General features: G+C 65.7%; 18 protein-coding genes. 6 read left to right on the forward strand and 12 right to left on the reverse strand.

All coding sequences use genetic code 11. From position 1 onward, the window contains the following. From J7I79_RS09825 to fabF, 6 genes are all read left to right on the forward strand, one after another. Nucleotides 1-1,659, forward strand: a 1,659-nt coding sequence (locus J7I79_RS09825) for a transketolase-like TK C-terminal-containing protein (protein WP_396020187.1), incomplete at its 5' end; no start/stop codon positions are given. Between the two features lie 167 nt (nt 1,660-1,826). Further along, nucleotides 1,827-3,071, forward strand: a complete 1,245-nt coding sequence (locus J7I79_RS09830; protein ID WP_214952738.1) for a CdaR family transcriptional regulator — start codon at nt 1,827-1,829, stop codon at nt 3,069-3,071. Between the two features lie 87 nt (nt 3,072-3,158). Next, complete coding sequence (locus tag J7I79_RS09835) at nt 3,159-4,088, forward strand: ACP S-malonyltransferase (protein WP_214952739.1); 930 nt, start codon at nt 3,159-3,161, stop codon at nt 4,086-4,088. Beyond that, a complete protein-coding gene (locus J7I79_RS09840) occupies nt 4,085-5,146 on the forward strand; it encodes a beta-ketoacyl-ACP synthase III (RefSeq protein WP_214952741.1) in 1,062 nt (353 codons plus the stop codon). The genes J7I79_RS09835 and J7I79_RS09840 overlap by 4 nt, the downstream gene beginning before the upstream one ends. A 124-nt stretch (nt 5,147-5,270) precedes the next feature. Further along, a complete protein-coding gene (locus J7I79_RS09845; RefSeq protein WP_011692310.1) occupies nt 5,271-5,516 on the forward strand; it encodes an acyl carrier protein in 246 nt (81 codons plus the stop codon). Between the two features lie 162 nt (nt 5,517-5,678). Beyond that, nucleotides 5,679-6,917 carry a beta-ketoacyl-ACP synthase II gene (fabF, locus tag J7I79_RS09850; RefSeq protein WP_214952743.1) on the forward strand — a complete coding sequence of 413 codons (1,239 nt, stop codon included), beginning with the start codon at nt 5,679-5,681 and terminating at the stop codon, nt 6,915-6,917. Between the two features lie 79 nt (nt 6,918-6,996). On the opposite strand, the gene J7I79_RS09855 is transcribed toward fabF, so the two are convergent. From J7I79_RS09855 to rimM, 12 genes are all read right to left on the reverse strand, one after another. Continuing rightward, nucleotides 6,997-7,500 (reverse strand): DUF3145 domain-containing protein, encoded by a 504-nt coding sequence (locus J7I79_RS09855; protein ID WP_011692312.1) that lies wholly within the window; start codon nt 7,498-7,500, stop codon nt 6,997-6,999. Between the two features lie 304 nt (nt 7,501-7,804). Further along, nucleotides 7,805-8,731 carry a tyrosine recombinase XerC gene (locus J7I79_RS09860; protein ID WP_214952745.1) on the reverse strand — a complete coding sequence of 309 codons (927 nt, stop codon included), beginning with the start codon at nt 8,729-8,731 and terminating at the stop codon, nt 7,805-7,807. Nucleotides 8,732-8,836: 105 nt separating this feature from the next. Next, on the reverse strand, nt 8,837-10,021 hold the full coding sequence (dprA, locus tag J7I79_RS09865) for a DNA-processing protein DprA (RefSeq protein ID WP_214952747.1): 1,185 nt from the start codon (nt 10,019-10,021) through the stop codon (nt 8,837-8,839). Nucleotides 10,022-10,031: 10 nt separating this feature from the next. Then, entirely contained in the window at nt 10,032-11,576 is a 1,545-nt protein-coding gene (locus tag J7I79_RS09870) for a YifB family Mg chelatase-like AAA ATPase (RefSeq protein WP_214952749.1), read from the reverse strand. After that, nucleotides 11,577-11,933, reverse strand: a complete 357-nt coding sequence (locus J7I79_RS09875) for a YraN family protein (protein WP_214952751.1) — start codon at nt 11,931-11,933, stop codon at nt 11,577-11,579. A 497-nt stretch (nt 11,934-12,430) separates the two neighbouring features. Next, on the reverse strand, nt 12,431-12,757 hold the full coding sequence (locus J7I79_RS09880) for a DUF2469 domain-containing protein (protein ID WP_003806068.1): 327 nt from the start codon (nt 12,755-12,757) through the stop codon (nt 12,431-12,433). Nucleotides 12,758-12,853: 96 nt separating this feature from the next. Beyond that, the gene (locus J7I79_RS09885) at nt 12,854-13,519 is read right to left on the reverse strand and encodes a ribonuclease HII (protein WP_214952753.1); all 666 of its coding nucleotides are present in this window, start codon (nt 13,517-13,519) and stop codon (nt 12,854-12,856) included. Further along, the gene (gene lepB / locus J7I79_RS09890) at nt 13,520-14,482 is read right to left on the reverse strand and encodes a signal peptidase I (protein WP_251042637.1); all 963 of its coding nucleotides are present in this window, start codon (nt 14,480-14,482) and stop codon (nt 13,520-13,522) included. It abuts the gene before it with no gap. Next, complete coding sequence (lepB, locus tag J7I79_RS09895) at nt 14,483-15,160, reverse strand: signal peptidase I (protein WP_214952755.1); 678 nt, start codon at nt 15,158-15,160, stop codon at nt 14,483-14,485. Nucleotides 15,161-15,244: 84 nt separating this feature from the next. Next, nucleotides 15,245-15,604, reverse strand: a complete 360-nt coding sequence (rplS, locus tag J7I79_RS09900) for a 50S ribosomal protein L19 (RefSeq protein WP_011692321.1) — start codon at nt 15,602-15,604, stop codon at nt 15,245-15,247. A 258-nt stretch (nt 15,605-15,862) separates the two neighbouring features. Then, a complete protein-coding gene (trmD, locus tag J7I79_RS09905; RefSeq protein ID WP_214952757.1) occupies nt 15,863-16,687 on the reverse strand; it encodes a tRNA (guanosine(37)-N1)-methyltransferase TrmD in 825 nt (274 codons plus the stop codon). After that, nucleotides 16,688-17,266, reverse strand: coding sequence for a ribosome maturation factor RimM (rimM, locus tag J7I79_RS09910; RefSeq protein ID WP_214952758.1), 579 nt, complete (start codon nt 17,264-17,266; stop codon nt 16,688-16,690). Between the last annotated feature and the right edge of the window lie 28 nt (nt 17,267-17,294).

The following is a 17,294-nucleotide window of genomic DNA, read 5'->3' on the forward strand; positions in this document are numbered from 1 at the left end:
GATGACCAGATCTGGAACCTCAAGCGCGGCGGCCACGACTACCGCAAGGTCTACGCCGCGTACAAGGCAGCAACCGAATTCAAGGGCAAACCCACCGTGATCCTGGCCAAAACGGTCAAGGGCTACGGACTCGGACCGCACTTCGAAGGCCGCAACGCCACCCACCAGATGAAAAAACTCACCCTCGACGACCTCAAGTCGTTCAGGGACCACCTGCGCATCCCCATCACGGATGAGCAGCTTGAGGGCGATCCGTATCAGCCGCCGTATTTCCACCCGGGAATCGATGCGCCGGAAATCGCGTACATGATGGAGCGCCGCGCCGCCCTGGGCGGTTCCGTCCCGGAACGCCGCAGCAAGCATGCCGCGATTGCGCTTCCGGATGCGAAGTCCTACGAGGTTGCCAAGCGCGGTTCGGGCAAGCAGCAGGCCGCCACCACCATGGCGTTCGTCCGCCTGCTCAAGGACCTCATGCGGGACAAGGAGTTCGGCAAGCACATTGCGCCGATCATCCCCGATGAGGCACGCACGTTCGGCATGGACGCGTTCTTCCCGACGGCGAAGATCTACAACCCCAAGGGCCAGAACTACCTCTCCGTGGACCGGGACCTGGTGCTGGCCTACAAGGAATCCGCCCAGGGCCAGCTGATCCACCCCGGCATCAACGAAGCCGGCGCCGTCGCAGCCTTCACCGCCGCCGGAACCGCCTACGCCACCCACGGCGTACCGCTGATCCCGGTCTACGTGTTCTACTCCATGTTCGGCTTCCAGCGCACCGGCGACGCCTTCTGGGCCGCAGCGGACCAGATGACCCGCGGCTTCATCATCGGCGCCACCGCAGGCCGGACCACCCTCACCGGCGAAGGACTCCAGCACGCCGACGGCCACTCCCCCATCCTCGCCGCCACCAACCCGGCAGTGGTCACCTACGACCCCGCCTACGGCTACGAAATGGGCCACATCATGCGCGACGGCATCGAGCGCATGTACGGACCGGAGGCCGCCGCCGGAACCAACGCCGACCGGAACCTGATGTACTACATCACCGTCTACAACGAACCCATCACCCAGCCGGCTGAGCCGGAGGAGCTGGACGTTGAAGGCGTGCTCAAGGGCATCTACCTGCTGGCACCGGCCAAGATTGACGGCCCCCGCACGCAGATCCTGGCCTCGGGCGTTTCCGTGCCGTGGGCGCTCGAAGCCCAGCGGCTCCTGGCCGAGGACTGGGGCGTCTCCGCGGACGTCTGGTCCGTCACGTCCTGGAACGAACTGCGCCGCGACGCCATGGCAGCGGAAGAGGACGCGTTCCTCAACCCGGGCCAGCCGGCACGGGTGCCGTTCGTCACGGCACAGCTGGAAGGGGCAACTGGTCCCATCGTGGCGGTCTCGGACTACATGAAGGCCGTCCCGGACCAGATCCGCCAGTTCCTCCCGAACGAGTTCGCCTCACTCGGCGCGGACGGCTTCGGCTTCTCCGACACCCGGGCCGCAGCACGACGCTTCTTCAAGAACGACATCCACTCCATCGTGGTCCGTTCGCTGGAGATGCTGGCACGCCGCAGCGAAGTGGACGCCCAGGCTCCGGTCCAGGCAATTGAGAAGTACCGGCTCCACAACGTGAACGCGGGATCCACCGGGAACGCCGGCGGAGAGTCTTAACCCGTAAGCAGTAAATTGCGACGGCGGCTTCCATCTGACGGTGGGGGCCGCCGTCGTCGTTATATGCCCTGCGTTCCGCGAACCTGGCGGTCCTGTGACGCAGCACAAATCGAATTGTAGCCTTTGCACAAATGGAGGTTGGCCCGCGGGCACCGTATGCTCGATGCATGGCAGAGCCAAACCCCACTCCCGCAAAGCGCAAGCCGGCATCGCGCGCCCTGACGCCGGAAAAAGCCCAGACGTTGAAGAAACTCCGGGCCAGTGTGGGGCAATTGTCCACCACCACCATGCGCCAGCTGGAAAAATCGCTTCCGTGGTACAGCCGGCTGAGCTCCGATGAGCGGTCCGCCCTCGGAATGGTGGCCCAGAACGGGATCGCCGCTTTTGTGACGTGGTACGAGCGCCCCAGCTCGCCGTCGTGGATCCTCACCGACGTCTTCGGGACCGCCCCCACCGAGCTGACCCGCTCCATCAGCCTGCAGAAGGCCCTCCAGCTCATCAGGATCGTCGTTGAGGTGGTGGAGGACCAGGTTCCCGTGATCGCTCCGGAGGCGGACCAGCCCGCCCTCCGTGAAGCCGTCCTCCGCTATTCGCGCGAAGTGGCCTTTGCCGCCGCCGATGTCTATGCCCGGGCCGCCGAATCGAGGGGCTCCTGGGACACCCGACTGGAAGCACTGATCGTTGATGCGATCCTGCGCGGCGAAAACACGGACGCCCTGCGGTCCCGTATCGCCGCCCTCGGCTGGAAAGCGCAGGAGCGGTTTACCGTAATGGTGGGCAATTCGCCTTCGGAACCGAGCGCCAGCTACGTCAGCGAGCTGCGCCGGACGGCCGGACGGTTCGCAGAGGACGCCCTTGTGGGAATCCAGGGGGACCGCCTCATCCTGATCCTCGGCGGCGTCCAGGACCGGGAGAGTGCCTACCTGAAGCTCAGCGAACTGTTCGCCCCCGGCCCTGTTGTCTACGGCCCTGAAGCCGGCTCCCTGCTCGAAGCGAGCAGTTCGGCGCAGTCGGCCTTCGCCGGGCTGACGGCGGCGCGGGCCTGGCCCTCGGCGCCGCGCCCGGTGGCTGCTGACGACTTGCTGCCCGAGCGGGTTATTTCCGGGGACGATGCAGCCCGCCGGTCCCTTATCAAGAATATCTACCGCCCCCTGCTCGCCGCGTCCAACGGGCTGGTGGAGACCCTGGGAACCTACCTCGAACTGGGCCACTCGCTGGAGGCAACGGCGCGGGAACTCTTCGTGCACGCCAACACAGTCCGCTACCGGCTCAAGCGCGTTTGTGACGTCACCGGCTGGGATCCGCTGCTCCCCCGGGAGGCGTTTGTGCTCCAGGCGGCACTCGTGGTGGGACGACTTTCCGTGCCGCCCAAGGCGCCCACTGAACGCCAGCCGTCCCGGAACGGCAACTGAACCGTTGTAGACTTCCTACAAACTGACCCGGTGAGCTTGGTGCATGAATACACCGAGAATCACGCAGTAATTTGGAAAGCTGGATACGTGCTTGCAATCGTCTGCCCTGGACAGGGCTCCCAGACCCCTGGTTTTCTGGCCCCTTGGCTGGAACTTCCTTCCGTCGCAGGCCATTTGGCCTCCCTCAGTGAAATAGCAGGCATCGACCTCACCGCACACGGCACCACGTCGGATGAGGAAACCATCAAGGACACGGCGGTAGCGCAGCCGCTGATCGTTGCGGCCGGACTGATCGCCGCCAAGTCGCTGTTCGACGTCGAACTCAGCACCCTCCCCGTTGTCCTCGCCGGCCATTCGGTCGGCGAGATCACGGCGTCGGCGCTTGCCGGTGTCCTGACCGAAACCGAGGCCATGACCTTCGTGCGGGAGCGTGCCAACAGCATGGCCGCTGCTGCCGCCGTCACGCCCACGGGCATGAGCGCTATAGTCGGCGGGGACCCGGCCGAGGTCCTGGCGGCCATTGAGTCCTCCGGCGCCACGCCGGCCAACGTGAACGGTGCAGGCCAGACCGTTGCCGCCGGCACGTTCGAGCAGCTCAAGGTCCTCGCGGACAATCCCCCGGCCAAGGCCCGCGTGATCCCGCTTAAGGTGGCAGGGGCCTTCCACACCTCACACATGTCCCCCGCCGTTGCGGCGTTGGAAGCGCTGAAGCCGACGCTTCAGCCGCAGAACCCGCAGGTGCCCCTTTTGTCCAACTTTGACGGCAAGGAAGTGACCGACGGCGGCGCGGCAGTCAACAGCCTCATCGCCCAGGTCTCACGGCCGGTCCGCTGGGACCTGTGCATGGAGACGCTGGTACAGCGCGGCGTCACGGGCGTTATTGAACTTGCACCGGCCGGTACCCTGGCCGGACTCGCCAAGAGGGGCATGCCCGGGGTCAAGACGGTAGCCGTCAAGACTCCCGAGGACCTCACTGCCGCCCTTGCACTATTCGCAGAACTGGAGGGACAGGCATGAGCGCTCCCGCACTCAAGCAGGCACCGCTGCGGGAACACACCCGCATCCTGGGACTCGGCGCCTACCGGCCCGACGTCATCGTCACCAACGAGGATGTCTGCCAGTGGATCGATTCCTCGGACGAATGGATCCGGCAGCGCACCGGCATTGTGACCCGGCACCGCGCCCCCGCGGATGTCAGCGTCATTGACATGGCCGAGGGCGCGGCCCGTGAAGCCCTGGCCAAGGCGGGAATCGAAGCCAGCCAGCTGGGCGCGGTCATTGTCTCCACCGTTACGCATCCCTTCGCGACGCCGTCCGCGGCTGCCAGCCTGGCGGACCGCCTCGGCGCCACGCCTGCTCCCGCGTTCGACATCTCCGCCGCGTGTGCCGGCTACTGCTACGGCATTGCCCAGGGTGACGCCCTGGTCCGCTCCGGCGCGGCGGAATACGTGCTGGTGGTCGGTGCCGAGAAGCTTTCGGACGTCATCGACAACACCGAACGCACCATTTCGTTCCTGCTCGGCGACGGCGCCGGCGCGGTCGTGATCGGCCCCTCTGAGACCGCGGGCATTGGTCCATCCGTTTGGGGTTCGGACGGCAGCAAGTGGGATGCGATCGGCATGACACATTCTCTGCTGGATGTCCGCGAACTTGCCCTGGCCGCGAACAAGGCAGGCTCGCTGAGCGCCGGTGAGGCCGATGCAACCGACGCCGCCATCTGGCCCACCCTGCGCCAGGACGGCCAGACCGTCTTCCGCTGGGCGGTCTGGGAGATGGCCAAGGTGGCCCAGCAGGCCCTCGACGCAGCCGGCATCGCGGCCGAGGACCTCGTGGCCTTCATCCCGCACCAGGCGAACATGCGCATCATCGACGAGATGGTCAAGAAGCTCAAGCTTCCCGAGACCGTCAAGGTAGCCCGGGACATCGCCGAGGCCGGTAACACTTCGGCGGCTTCCATTCCGCTGGCCACGCACCGCCTGCTGCAGGAAAACCCCGAACTCAGCGGCGGACTCGCCCTGCAGATCGGGTTTGGCGCAGGCCTGGTCTTCGGCGCACAGGTAATCGTGCTCCCGTAGACCGCACCCTTTTACCCACAACTGAATACGTTCTGCACAGCACGGATTCGCGAACCAAGCCGTAACCTCGGCTTGAATCATTTCCGGCAGCACCTGCCGGCAACAACAAGAAAAGGAGCCATCAATGGCTAGCAACGAAGAGATCCTGGCCGGCCTGGCTGAAATCGTCAACGAAGAAACCGGCCTCGCCACCGAAGCCGTCGAGCTGGACAAGTCCTTCACTGAGGACCTGGACATCGACTCCATCTCCATGATGACCATCGTGGTCAACGCTGAGGAAAAGTTCGGCGTGCGCATCCCGGACGAAGAGGTCAAGAACCTCAAGACCGTCGGTGACGCAGTCAGTTTCATCGCAAACGCACAGGCCTAGTCCTGGCTTCTGCCGGCAACGGCCGAACCCGGTAGCCGGTCCGGGGCGCTGAAATCAGCGCCTCGGACCGAACACCGCTGAATGACCTCAAGTTTCCCCACGCAGAGCCCCCCGGCCAGGTATTTCCCGGACACGGCATGCGCACCGATAGAGAGTGATCCCATGGCACGCAAAGTAGTCATTACCGGTCTGGGTGCCACCACACCCATTGGCGGCGATGTCCCCACAATGTGGAAGAACGCGCTGAAGGGTGTCTCCGGCGCGCACACGCTCGAGGACGACTGGGTAGCCAAGTATGAACTGCCCGTTCACTTCGCAGCCCGCGCCTCAACCCCTGCACTGGAAGTCCTGAGCCGCGTAGAAGCAAAGCGCATGGACCCGTCCACGCAGTTCGGCGTCGTTGCCGCACGCGAAGCCTGGGCAGACTCCGGCATTACGGAAGTCGACCACGACCGCCTTGCGGTGGCCTTCGCCACGGGCATCGGCGGCGTCTGGACTCTGCTGGACGCGTGGGACACCCTACGCGAAAAGGGCCCGCGACGGGTCCTGCCCATGACGGTGCCCATGCTGATGCCCAACGGTGTGGCCGCAGCGGTGAGCCTGGACCTTGGCGCCCGTGCCGGTGCCCATACTCCCGTGTCCGCCTGCGCCTCCGGCACCGAGGCCCTGCACCTGGGACTGGACCTGATCCGCTCCGGTAAGGCTGACGTCGTTGTTTGCGGTGGCGCCGAAGCAGCGATCCACCCCATGCCCATTGCCGCGTTCGCCTCGATGCAGGCCCTGTCACGCCGCAATGATGATCCCGCCGGTGCATCGCGCCCCTACGACACGGGCCGCGATGGTTTTGTCATGGGTGAAGGTGCGGGCGCCCTGGTCATCGAGGCCGAAGAACATGCACTTGCCCGCGGAGCACGGATCTACGCCGAGCTCGCCGGAACATCTGTGACGGCTGACGCCTACCACATCACCGCCCCGGACCCCGAAGGCCTGGGCGCCACCCGCGCGCTGAAGGCAGCGATGTTCGACGGCCGCATCCAGGCCGAGGACGTGGTCCACGTCAACGCCCACGCGACGTCGACCCCCGTCGGCGACAAGCCCGAGTATACGGCTCTGCGGGCCGCACTGGGCTCCCATGTGGACAACGTGGCGGTCTCCGCTACGAAGTCCCAGATGGGCCACCTGCTGGGCGCCTCCGGCGCCGTCGAGGCCGTGCTGACCGTGCTGGCTGTTTACGAGCGCAAGGCTCCGGTAACCATCAACCTGGAGAACCAGGACCCTGAGATCCCGCTCGACGTCGTCACCAAGACCGCACGTGACCTGCCTTCGGGCAGCATCGTGGCGCTGAGCAACTCGTTCGGCTTCGGCGGCCATAACGCCGTCATCGCCGTCCGGAGCATCTAGCCTCCGTTGCAGCAGCAAGAGGCCCCTGCCGTCCGGCATGGGCCTCTTGCGTTATGGAGGTTATTGCAGGGCGGCCCGGTCAACCCACCTGGTGCAGCCAGCGCACGGGGGCACCCTCTGCGGCGTGCCTGAACGGCTCCAGCTCCTCGTCCCAGGCTTCGCCAAGGGCAAGGGAGAGCTCGTGATAGACGGCGGACGGGTCGCCCGCACCGGACTCATAGGCATAGCGGATGCGGTCTTCAGAGACCATGATGTTTCCGTGCACATCGGTGACGGCGTGGAAGATTCCCAACTCCGGCGTGTGCGACCATCTGCCACCGTCAACGCCCTGACTGGGCTCCTCTGTAACCTCATAGCGCAGGTGCGCCCAGCCACGCAGGGCAGACGCCAAGAGGGCGCCGGTACCCGGGCTGCCGGTCCAGGACAGTTCCGAACGGAACATTCCGGGCGCAGCAGGCTGAGCAGTCCACTCGAGGTCCGTGCGCTTGTCCACGACAGACCCAATGGCCCACTCAACGTGAGGGCACAGGGCGGTCGGGGCCGAGTGAACGAACAAGACACCGCGGGTCATTGCAACAGACATTCCATCCTCCATAGCTGTAGGTACGTCTTCCCCAACGACCTCTGCCTGGATGTCTGTCTGCCGCGCAGGGTTCCCGCATGCTGCCGGTGATCTCTGCAAGACTATGAAATTAGTGCCCGGAACTGCGTTACCCGCCGGAGGGCGAGGTTCAAGTCAGACTTGAGAGTTGCCGGGCATGACTCTTATTGTGCCGTACCCCGCATAATTACGCCAGTGCAATTCGGCGCGCCGGGGGTTATCAATATTTCCCGCACCGCAGACGGTCGGCGCCCAGCGCCATAACCCCACGGCCGCAGGCAACAGCTCACGCGCGGGGATGTGCCTGCTGGTAGCTTCGCCGCAGCCGGTCCACCGAGACGTGGGTGTAGATCTGTGTTGTTGCCAGGCTGCTGTGGCCAAGGATTTCCTGCACCGCCCTGAGGTCAGCTCCGCCATCCAGCAAATGAGTGGCGGCGGAGTGCCGGAGCGCGTGCGGACCGGTGGCAGCCGTGTCGCCCAGCGCGTCCAGCAGGTCCTTCACCACGGCACGGACCTGCCGCTGGTCCACCCTGCGGCCCCTCGCTCCGAGGAACAGTGCCGGACCGCTCGCGTCCGCCGCCAGCACCGGCCTTCCACGGCGGAGCCAGTCGTCGACCGCGGCGGCCGCCGGCACCCCGTAAGGCACTGTCCGCTCCTTGTTTCCCTTGCCGATGACCCGGAGCGTGCGGCGGTCCTGGTCGAGATCGTCGACGTCCATGCCAGCCAGCTCCCCCACCCGGACTCCGGTTGCATAGAGCAGCTCCACCATGGCGCGGTTCCGAATGGCGAGCGGCGCGCCTTCGTCCGCCGCCGTCTCGAGACCGTCCAGGACGCGCACGACCTGTTGTTGGTGCAGGACGCCGGGCAGTGACTTTTCGCGCTTCGGTGCCTTCAGGCGCAGGGCGGGATCGGCCTCCAGGAGTTCCTCCCGCACGGCCCAGGCGGTGAAGGACCGGGCAGTGGCAGCGCGCCGCGCCAGCGTTGAGCGGGACATGCCCGCTTCGCTCTGCGCTCCGAGCCACCGCCGCAGCGTGGAGAGTTCAATCCCGTCGAGATCGGTGACGCCGTCCGCTGCTGCAGCCACCAGCAGGCTGTGGACGTCCGACAGGTAAGCGCGAACAGTATGAGCCGACCTGGCCCGCTCACCGTCGAGGTAGCGGCCGAAGGCGTCGGCGGCGCCAGCGAGGGCTGCCGGGAGATCAGGGGTGTCCACGCTCCAACTTTCCCATCATTCGGCCGCCAATCAAGGAACCACGCACTCAAGACGGCACAATTCCGGAAGGCCGCCGGTAGGGCGACAGGGGCAGGCCGCAGGCACTCAGCAGGCCTTCCGGGACCGTTTCCACCCGCCGCGTTCGGATTCGGCAAGCCCCAGAAGTCCCAGCCTGCCCAGGCCCGCCCTGACGGAATCGGCGCTCAGTCCTGCAACGGAGCTCAGCTTCTCGACTGAGCTGGTGGACCGCAGCGGCAACGCATCGAGCAGAATGAGGTCCTCCAGGGTGAGGCCGTCATGGTCAGCGCGCTGCTCCGGAGCCAGGTCCGCCAACGATTCGCCGCTGGGAGCGGCCAGCTCGGCGATTTCACCGGCGTCCGTGACGCAGACGGCTCCCCCTTCGCGAATCAGCCGGTGGCAGCCTGCGGAATTGGCGCTGTGCACGGAACCGGGGACGGCACCGACGGCCCTGCCCAGCGATTCAGCGTGGTGGGCCGTGTTCAGTGCGCCCGAGCGCCAGCGGGCCTCCACGACGACCGTGACCGACGCCAGAGCGGCGATGAGGCGGTTCCGCTGCAGGAACCGGTATCGCGTGGGGGCGGAGCCAGGTGGCACCTCAGCCAGGACCGCACCCTGGTTGGCTACCGTCCTGAGCAGGTCTTCATTGCCGGATGGATAGAAGCGGTCCACTCCCCCGGCCATAACGGCGATGGTGGGCATGGCATCGCCGGCCCCGGCCAGGGCAGACCGGTGGGCGTGCGCATCGATCCCGTAGGCCCCGCCCGAGATGATCGTCAAACCCCGCTGTGCCAGCGAATAAGCGAGGTCGCCGGTGACGGCAGCACCGTAGCTTGTGCTGTCGCGGGATCCGACAAGGGCAATGGACTTCTCCGCCGCAGGCAGCGGTTGCTCCATGCCGCGCCACCAGAGGCAGATGGGTTCATGAAGGCCCAGGTCAGCCAGTTGCCGGGGCCATAGTGCGTCCGACGGAATGATCATCCGCCCGCCCAGGCGGTGCATGGTGGCGAGATCCCGTTCCGGGGCCAGGTCCGGAATCCGCGGCGCCCAGCGCTGGAGTGAGGCTTGCATTCCCGGCCAGCTGCCCGTGCCATTGTCCGCGAGCAACGAGGTGATATCCCGTTCAAGCTGCGGCCCGGACCCCAGCTGGCCCGTGGCGATACGCAGCGCGTCAGTTGCGCCGGCGACCATCACCAGGGCAAGGCCGGCAGCGTCTTGCGGCTCCATCAGCCGCGACAGGGCAGCCCTGGCCAGGTGTTCCTGTTCAGTCATCGTGTTCCTTTCAGGCCGCGGCCGAGGCAGCTTGCCGGAGTCCCAGCGCCTGCCCGATGTCGTTGTCATCCGGGGCGTCACGGCAAGCGAGGTCCGCCAGCGTCCAGGCCAGCCGGAGGACCCGGTCATAACCGCGGGCGGTGAGCACACCGCGTTCCAGCGAGCGGTCGAGGATCCGGGTGGTGGGTGATGCCAGGCGCAGGGCACCGCGAAGTACGCGGCCCGGCACCTGCGAGTTGGTTTCCAGGCCCAGGGGCCGCAGCCTCTCCAGCTGGCGGATCCTGGCTGCACGGACCCTGGCGGCAACGGTCTCGGTGTCTTCTTCCGCACCCGGCTGGCCGAAAGCAGCAAGCGAAACCCTCTCCACCTGCAATTGGATGTCCACCCGGTCCAGCAGCGGCCCGGACATCCGCGCAAGGTACCGGCGCCTCATCATGGGCGTACAGGTGCAGTCGAGCCCTTTCCCCGAAGCCTTTCCGCACGGGCAGGGGTTGGCGGCCAGAACGAGTTGGAACCGTGCCGGGTAGGCGGCGGTGCCGGCGGACCGGTGAATGACCAGCTCGCCGCTCTCCAACGGTTGCCTGAGCGCATCGAGAACCCGCCGTTCATACTCCGGAGCCTCGTCAAGGAAGAGCACACCACGGTGCGCCCGGGACGCTGCGCCCGGCCGTGGCAGCCCGGAGCCGCCGCCGATGATGGCAGCTGCGCTGGCCGTATGGTGGGGATTCTCGAACGGCGGCCGGCGGAGGAGCCGCACTGCAGCTGACGACAGGGCGCACAGGGAGTGGATCGCGGTGACCTCCATGGCCTCGCCGTCAGCCAGGTCCGGCAGCAGGCCAGGGAGCCGTTCGGCAAGCATGGTCTTACCGGCCCCCGGAGGGCCCGACAGGAGCAGGTGGTGGGCCCCGGCAGCGGCGACTTCCAGCGCTTTCCGGGCGTCGGCCTGGCCGGCGACATCACACATGTCCGGGGCCGGTCCCGCCACGGACGGACCATCGCCGGAAGTGTCCTCGTCATGCGGTTCAAAGTCCAAGGCAAGTTCCTGCGGATCCGCCCCGAAGTCACACGCGAGGCGGGCAAGGGTCCTGTAGCCGCGCACCCTGGCACCCGGCACGAGCCCTGCCTCCGCCTCATTCGCCTGCGCCACCACAACGTCCGGGTAGCCTGCCTGCACGGCGGCCATCACGGCCGGGAGGATGCCACGGACGGGCCTGAGCCTGCCGTCAAGGCCCAGCTCGGCGATGAAGACAGTCCGCTCAGTCGATTTGATGTCGTTTGCTGCGCGCAGGACGGCCATGGTGATGGCCAGATCGAAACCGGAACCACGTTTTGGCAACGATGCCGGGATGAGGTTGGCCGTGATCTTGCGCCGGCTCAGCGGGATGCCGGAGTTCTGGGCCGCCGAGCGGATCCGTTCCTTGGCTTCGTTCAGCGATGCATCCGGAAGTCCCAGGATGATGAAGGCCGGGAGTGTCTGGCCGATGTCCGCTTCGACTTCAACGATGTAGCCGTTGAGGCCTACCAGGGCCACAGAGTATGTCCTGCCGAGGCCCACCTAGCCCACCCCTTTGAGGTGCTCCACGAGCGGCTGGCCGGCGCCGTCGTCAAGGACGGCAACCACGTCGACACGGCGGAAGGGCATCCGGAGTTCGTGGTCCCGGCACCAGGCCGAAGCCAGCCGGTGAAGGCGCGCCAGTTTGGCAACGCCGACGGCTTCAAAGGGATGCCCGTAGGCCAGTGATTTTCGCGTTTTGACTTCGGCGATGACCAGCGAATCGCCGTCAAGCGCCACGATGTCGATCTCGCCCTCGGGACAGCGCCAGTTGCGGTCCACGATCAGCATGCCCTGTGATTCCAGATATCCGGCAGCCAGTTCTTCCCCGCGCCGGCCAAGCAAGTCTTTGGCTCTCATTCTTACCTCCGCCACCAGACTGCGGGAGCGGCGGAGCCAGGCATACCGGCCGAGGGCGCTATGTGGGAAAACTCCCAGCAAAGACGCGATGTGGAGGAGTAGTGGGCGGAGGTCGGACGGACGCAAACCGCCAGGCAGGAGCCGCTAGGCGCGGGTTCCGCATCTCATGCAGTGGGCAGACTGGTGCGGCCGCTCATCGTAGAAGCCGGCATGGCTGCTCCAGATGTGCCCTAGGAACCAGCAGAGTATTTTCATGGTGAGATCTTCTCTGATGTCAGCCGGGTAGGCGGTGCCAGTACGAGCCCTGGGGCGCTCGACTCAAGCACCGTCAGGATGTGTCTGCAGGACGCGAGACCCCTCCGCAACGCGGTAAGCCGTCGGAACAGAACTACGAATCAATCCCACACAGTAGTCTCGCGCCAAGGGGGGCAGGGATGCCAGACCCTGGGCAAAAAACAGGTAGTACAAACGCCGACACGGTTGATCACTTGCCCGGATCAGTTGCCCAGGTCCACGTCCTTGGGAAGGGCCAGTTCCTCGTTGCGGGGCAGCTCTTCCACATTGACGTCCTTGAACGTAATCACCCGGACGCTCTTGACGAAGCGAGCCGATCTATAGACGTCCCAAACCCAGGCATCCTGCAGGGTGAGGTCAAAATAGACTTCGCCGTCTGCACTGCGCGCCTGCAGGTCCACGTGGTTGGCAAGGTAGAAGCGCCGTTCGGTCTCGACTACGTAGCTGAACAGCCCGACGACGTCACGGTATTCGCGGTAGAGCTGCAGCTCCATGTCGGTTTCATAGTTCTCAAGATCCTCGGCACTCATGGTTCCATCTTGCACTATTCAGCGCACCGCGTGGGCCATGGCGCCGGCCCTGCCGCCCTTTGCCCGCTCGCCGGCCCCATTCCATGGCGGCCCAGTTCAGAGAATCTGCCAGCTCACCCGGTGATAGGGCGTGGGTCCCGCGGCCCTGAGCGCTTCCTTGTGTGACGCCGTTCCGTAGCCTTTGTTTTCATTCCAGGCGAAGGCCGGGAACTCCGTGTGCAGCGTCCGCATGAGCCGGTCCCGCTCCACTTTGGCGAGGATGCTGGCGGCGGCCACGCTCAAGCACTGCATGTCCGCCTTGACGAGGGTGTGGACCGGAGCGTCACACCCGGGCCCGGCCGGGGCCTCGTCAAAGAGGGACGCTTGTGTCTCAGGTGAGAGCCAGTTGTGGCTGCCGTCGAGCAGCACCACATCGGGAGTGACCCCGGCAGCCAGGATTTGCAGCCAGGCCCTTGTTCCCGCCGTCCGCAGCGCCGCGATGATGCCCATGGCGTCGATCTCGCTGGCCGAGGCGTGCCCCACCGCCGACGCGACGCTCCAGCTGCGCACCAGGGGTTCCAGCCGCTCACGGTCAGATTCCTTCAGCAGCTTGCTGTCGCGGACGTCGTCGAGAAGGACCGGGCGGCTGAGGTCGACGACGGCGATTCCGACGGTCACGGGTCCCGCGATGGCTCCCCGGCCGACTTCGTCGATGCCGGCCAGGAGCCTGGCACCGGTACTCAGGAAACGGTGCTCATAATCGAGGGTTGGTGCAATGGACATCTATTTTCCAGTCGGTGCGGGAACGTTCCGGAACACGTCGGGGTAGTTTCCCAGCCCGGTCAGCCTGTTGAGGGGCCAGGCAATGACGGCTGCCTTGCCCTCGATGTCGGGCATGTCGATGAAGCCGCCGTTGCTGTCCTGGTGGGCGCGGGAATCCGCCGAGTGGTTCCGGTTGTCTCCCATCACCCAGATCTTGCCGTCCGGGACAACGACGTCGAAGTTGCGGATATCGGGCACCTCGGCGGGGTTGACGTACGTCTCATCCACTTCCTTGCCGTTGATGGTGAGTTTCCCGCCGGCGTCGCAGCACACGACGTGGTCGCCGGGGAGGCCGATGACGCGCTTGACCAGGTGCTGCTCCGAATTGTCCGGCAGCAGGCCGACGAATGTCAGGCCGTCCTGGACCCAGGTGAACGGGCCGTCCGCCTTGTCCGGCGTCGGCACCAGCCATCCCTTGGTGTCCTTGAAGACCACCACATCACCATGCTCAAGGGCAAAAGGCTCCGGCACCAGCAGGTTGACGAAGATGCGGTCGTTGACGTCGAGCGTGCTGACCATGGATTCAGACGGGATATAGAACGCCCTGAACAGGAACGTCTTGATCAGGAAGGACAGCACCACCGCGATGGCCACCACCGTGGCCACTTCCTTGATCCAAAGGTACAGCGGGCTGTGGGCCTTGCTCTCCTTGGCCGGCTTTGATGGCCCGGCCTTGGAATGGGCGCCCTTCAAACCAGCAGCCCGGCCCTCTGACCGGAGAGCGGGCTGCTCCGATGCAGCTGACGGACCGGCCGAAGGAGCTGCCGGCGGTGCTACAGGCGGAGACACGGCATCGGCGTCCGTGGCAGTTGCCGAGTAGTCGCTTCCGGCGGAGTCGCGTCCTGTGTGGGCGCCTGAAGTGTGGGCGCCTGCTACGGCATCGCGCTTGAGCGGATCAGGAGTCCGGGGATCGGTCTCGGGCATCTACTGTCCGTCCTTCGTCGTCGTGCTGGTTTCTGCGGGCCGGGGCACGGCCGCAAATCTGTCGAGTGGCCAGATGATCTGGACCGGCCGGCCGATCACCCGGTCCAGGGGAACCATGCCGCCTCCCGGTGCGCCCAGCAGGCTTCGGGAATCAGCGGACATGGACCGGTGGTCTCCAAGCAACCATAGCCGTCCCGCCGGAACGATCACACTGAACTTCTGCTTGCTCGCCACGTCCCCGCCATAGAGGTATGGTTCCTCAAGCGCCTGACCGTTCACTGTGAGCCGCTGCTGGTCATCGCAGCAGATGACATGATCGCCGGGCAACCCGATAACCCGCTTTATGTAGGTTGTATCACTGCCTGTAATGCCAAGCCAGTGTCCGGCCGCCGCCGCGGCATCCTGCACCGGTCCGTTGCCGCTGTTGAGCGGAGCGAACGACCCGCGGCCGTCGAAGACCACGACGTCACCGCGACGGACCGGTCCGGACTGGAAATCGGTACGGGAAACCAGGATCCTGTCCCCCGCACCGAAGAGCGGTTCCATGGAGGCGGACGGTATGTAGTACACATCCAGCCAGAGGGCGCGGACAAGTCCGCTGATGAGCAGCGCCAGCGCAAGGGCCAGCAACGCAAAACGCCAGCCCAGTTTCCTGGGCTGGCGTTCTGACTGGTCCATGATCCGTATCCTGTGGCGCTGTTGCGGAAGGCTCCGGCGCGGGCCGGATCCGGGTTCTGGACCCGCCGTGGAAGTCCGGAAGACTTACTTGGCGGTGCTGAAGTCGCGCTTTTCCTTGATCTTCGCAGCCTTACCGCGCAGTGCACGCATGTAATAAAGCTTGGCGCGGCGGACGTCACCCTTGGTGACGACCTCGATCTTGTCGATGATCGGGGAGTGCACCGGGAAGGTACGCTCTACGCCGACACCGAAGGAAACCTTGCGGACCGTGAAGGTTTCGCGGATGCCGTCGCCCTGGCGGCCCAGGACGAAGCCCTGGAAGACCTGGACACGGGAGTTCTTGCCTTCGATGATGTTCACGTGAACCTTGAGGGTGTCACCCGCGCGGAACTGGGGAACATCGGTGCGCAGCGAGGCTGCATCTACGGTATCGAGGATATGCATTGATCCACTCCTGGTGAACGCCACAGGTCATCCACTTTGGGTCACGGCTGCCAAGCCCGGGAAAAGACCCGGAAATCACTGCCGAAAGTTTTCTGATCCGGCTCCATCACTGATTGACGGGACCGGGGTGCCGGGCTGTTGGTGACGCTCCCCCTGTGGCAGGTGCGCACCCAGCAGGCACAAGGACCAATTTTGCCACATTCGGAGGATTCCGGCGAATCAGGAACCGCCTTGTGGCGGCGGTTGCTCCGCCGGACGTCAGCCTTGGGCGGCCAGGCCCTCTCCGGTCGCCTCCGGGCGGAGCCGCAGGCGACCGTCGACGACGTCGTACCCCAGGTCCCCGAGCGCGGTGCGGTCCGCACGCGGCAGCTTTCCGGCGTCGAACACCTCGAGCAGGTCCGGCCGCCTTTCGGCGGTGCGCCGGTACTGCTCGTGGCGCCTCCACTGGGCAATTTTGCCGTGGTTGCCGCTCAGCAACACGGGCGGAACGTCGCGGTCCCGCCAGCTGGAGGGCTTGGTGTACACCGGGTATTCCAGCAGTCCGTCAGAGTGGGATTCCTCGACCAGGGACTCCGGATTGCCGACAACGCCGGGAAGGAGCCGCACGATGGCCTCGGTCATGGCCAGGACCGCCACTTCGCCGCCGTTAAGGACGTAGTCCCCCAGGCTCAGGGGCCGGACAGTGAAGTGCTCATCCGCCCACTCGATGACCCGCTCGTCGATGCCCTCGTACCGGCCGCAGGCGAAAACGAGCTGTTCTTCCTCCGCGAGCTCGTGTGCCAGCGCCTGGGTGAACCGTTCGCCCGCGGGTGACGGGACGATCAGCACCGGCTTGCGGGAGGGGTCGTCGTCCCCGGCCGCAGCCACCGAGGCCAGCGCCTGCGCCCACGGTTCAGCCTTCATCACCATGCCGGCGCCGCCGCCGTACGGGGTGTCGTCCACCGTCCGGTGCTTGTCCGTGGTGAACTCCCGGAGGTCGTGGACCTTAAGGTCCAGCAGGCCGTCCTGGCGCGCCTTCCCGATCAGGGAAAGTTCCAGGGGCGCAAGGTACTCGGGGAAGATGCTGACGACGTCGATCCTCATTTACGCGTTGTCTCCGGCCTCAGTCTTGCCCGATCCGGCGTCGCCGAGCTCCGTCGTTTCGCCGGACTCATCAGCGTTGATGTCGAAGAGCCCCGGCGGCGGGGTGACCAGGATGTACTTTTCGCCGATGTTGACCTCGGGCACGATCTCTTCCACGAAGGGAATCAGGATCTCTTTGCCGTCGGTTGCCTCCACGACAATGAGGTCCTGGACCGGAAGGGTGTGCAGCCCGGAAACCTTGCCCACAACGGCGTCGCCCACCCGCACCTCGAGGCCGACGAGCTCATGCTCATACCAGCCCTCGTCGTCGTCCTCGTCAAGCTCTTCGGTCTCGATGAACAGTTTGGCGCCGCGCAGGGCTTCGGCCTGGTTGCGGGTCTCGATGCCTTCAAAACCCAGCAGCAGGATGTCCTTGTTCCAGCGGGCGCTGTCCACGGTCAGCGTCCCCACCGACGCGGGCTCAACCATGAATTCCGTGCCTGGAATGAAGCGGTCCTCCGGCGCGTCGGTCAGGACCTGGACGGTCACTTCGCCGCGGATGCCGTGCGGTTTGCCGATTCGTGCCACCTGAAGCTGCATCTGTTCCTCTGTTCCGGAGTCGTTCTGT

It is taken from the genome of Arthrobacter sp. ISL-69, assembly GCF_018613775.1.
Taxonomy (GTDB): Bacteria; Actinomycetota; Actinomycetes; order Actinomycetales; family Micrococcaceae; genus Arthrobacter.

Coding starts and splice junctions, on each gene's coding strand:
- J7I79_RS09830 (WP_214952738.1), top strand. CDS start 1,827: ATGGCAGAGCCAAACCCCACTCCCGCAAAGCGCAAGCCGGCATCGCGC.
- J7I79_RS09840 (WP_214952741.1), top strand. CDS start 4,085: ATGAGCGCTCCCGCACTCAAGCAGGCACCGCTGCGGGAACACACCCGC.
- J7I79_RS09845 (WP_011692310.1), top strand. CDS start 5,271: ATGGCTAGCAACGAAGAGATCCTGGCCGGCCTGGCTGAAATCGTCAAC.
- fabF (WP_214952743.1), top strand. CDS start 5,679: ATGGCACGCAAAGTAGTCATTACCGGTCTGGGTGCCACCACACCCATT.
- J7I79_RS09855 (WP_011692312.1), bottom strand. CDS start 7,500: ATGTCTGTTGCAATGACCCGCGGTGTCTTGTTCGTTCACTCGGCCCCG.
- dprA (WP_214952747.1), bottom strand. CDS start 10,021: ATGACTGAACAGGAACACCTGGCCAGGGCTGCCCTGTCGCGGCTGATG.
- J7I79_RS09875 (WP_214952751.1), bottom strand. CDS start 11,933: ATGAGAGCCAAAGACTTGCTTGGCCGGCGCGGGGAAGAACTGGCTGCC.
- J7I79_RS09880 (WP_003806068.1), bottom strand. CDS start 12,757: ATGAGTGCCGAGGATCTTGAGAACTATGAAACCGACATGGAGCTGCAG.
- J7I79_RS09885 (WP_214952753.1), bottom strand. CDS start 13,519: ATGTCCATTGCACCAACCCTCGATTATGAGCACCGTTTCCTGAGTACC.
- lepB (WP_251042637.1), bottom strand. CDS start 14,482: ATGCCCGAGACCGATCCCCGGACTCCTGATCCGCTCAAGCGCGATGCC.
- lepB (WP_214952755.1), bottom strand. CDS start 15,160: ATGGACCAGTCAGAACGCCAGCCCAGGAAACTGGGCTGGCGTTTTGCG.
- rplS (WP_011692321.1), bottom strand. CDS start 15,604: ATGCATATCCTCGATACCGTAGATGCAGCCTCGCTGCGCACCGATGTT.
- trmD (WP_214952757.1), bottom strand. CDS start 16,687: ATGAGGATCGACGTCGTCAGCATCTTCCCCGAGTACCTTGCGCCCCTG.
- rimM (WP_214952758.1), bottom strand. CDS start 17,266: ATGCAGCTTCAGGTGGCACGAATCGGCAAACCGCACGGCATCCGCGGC.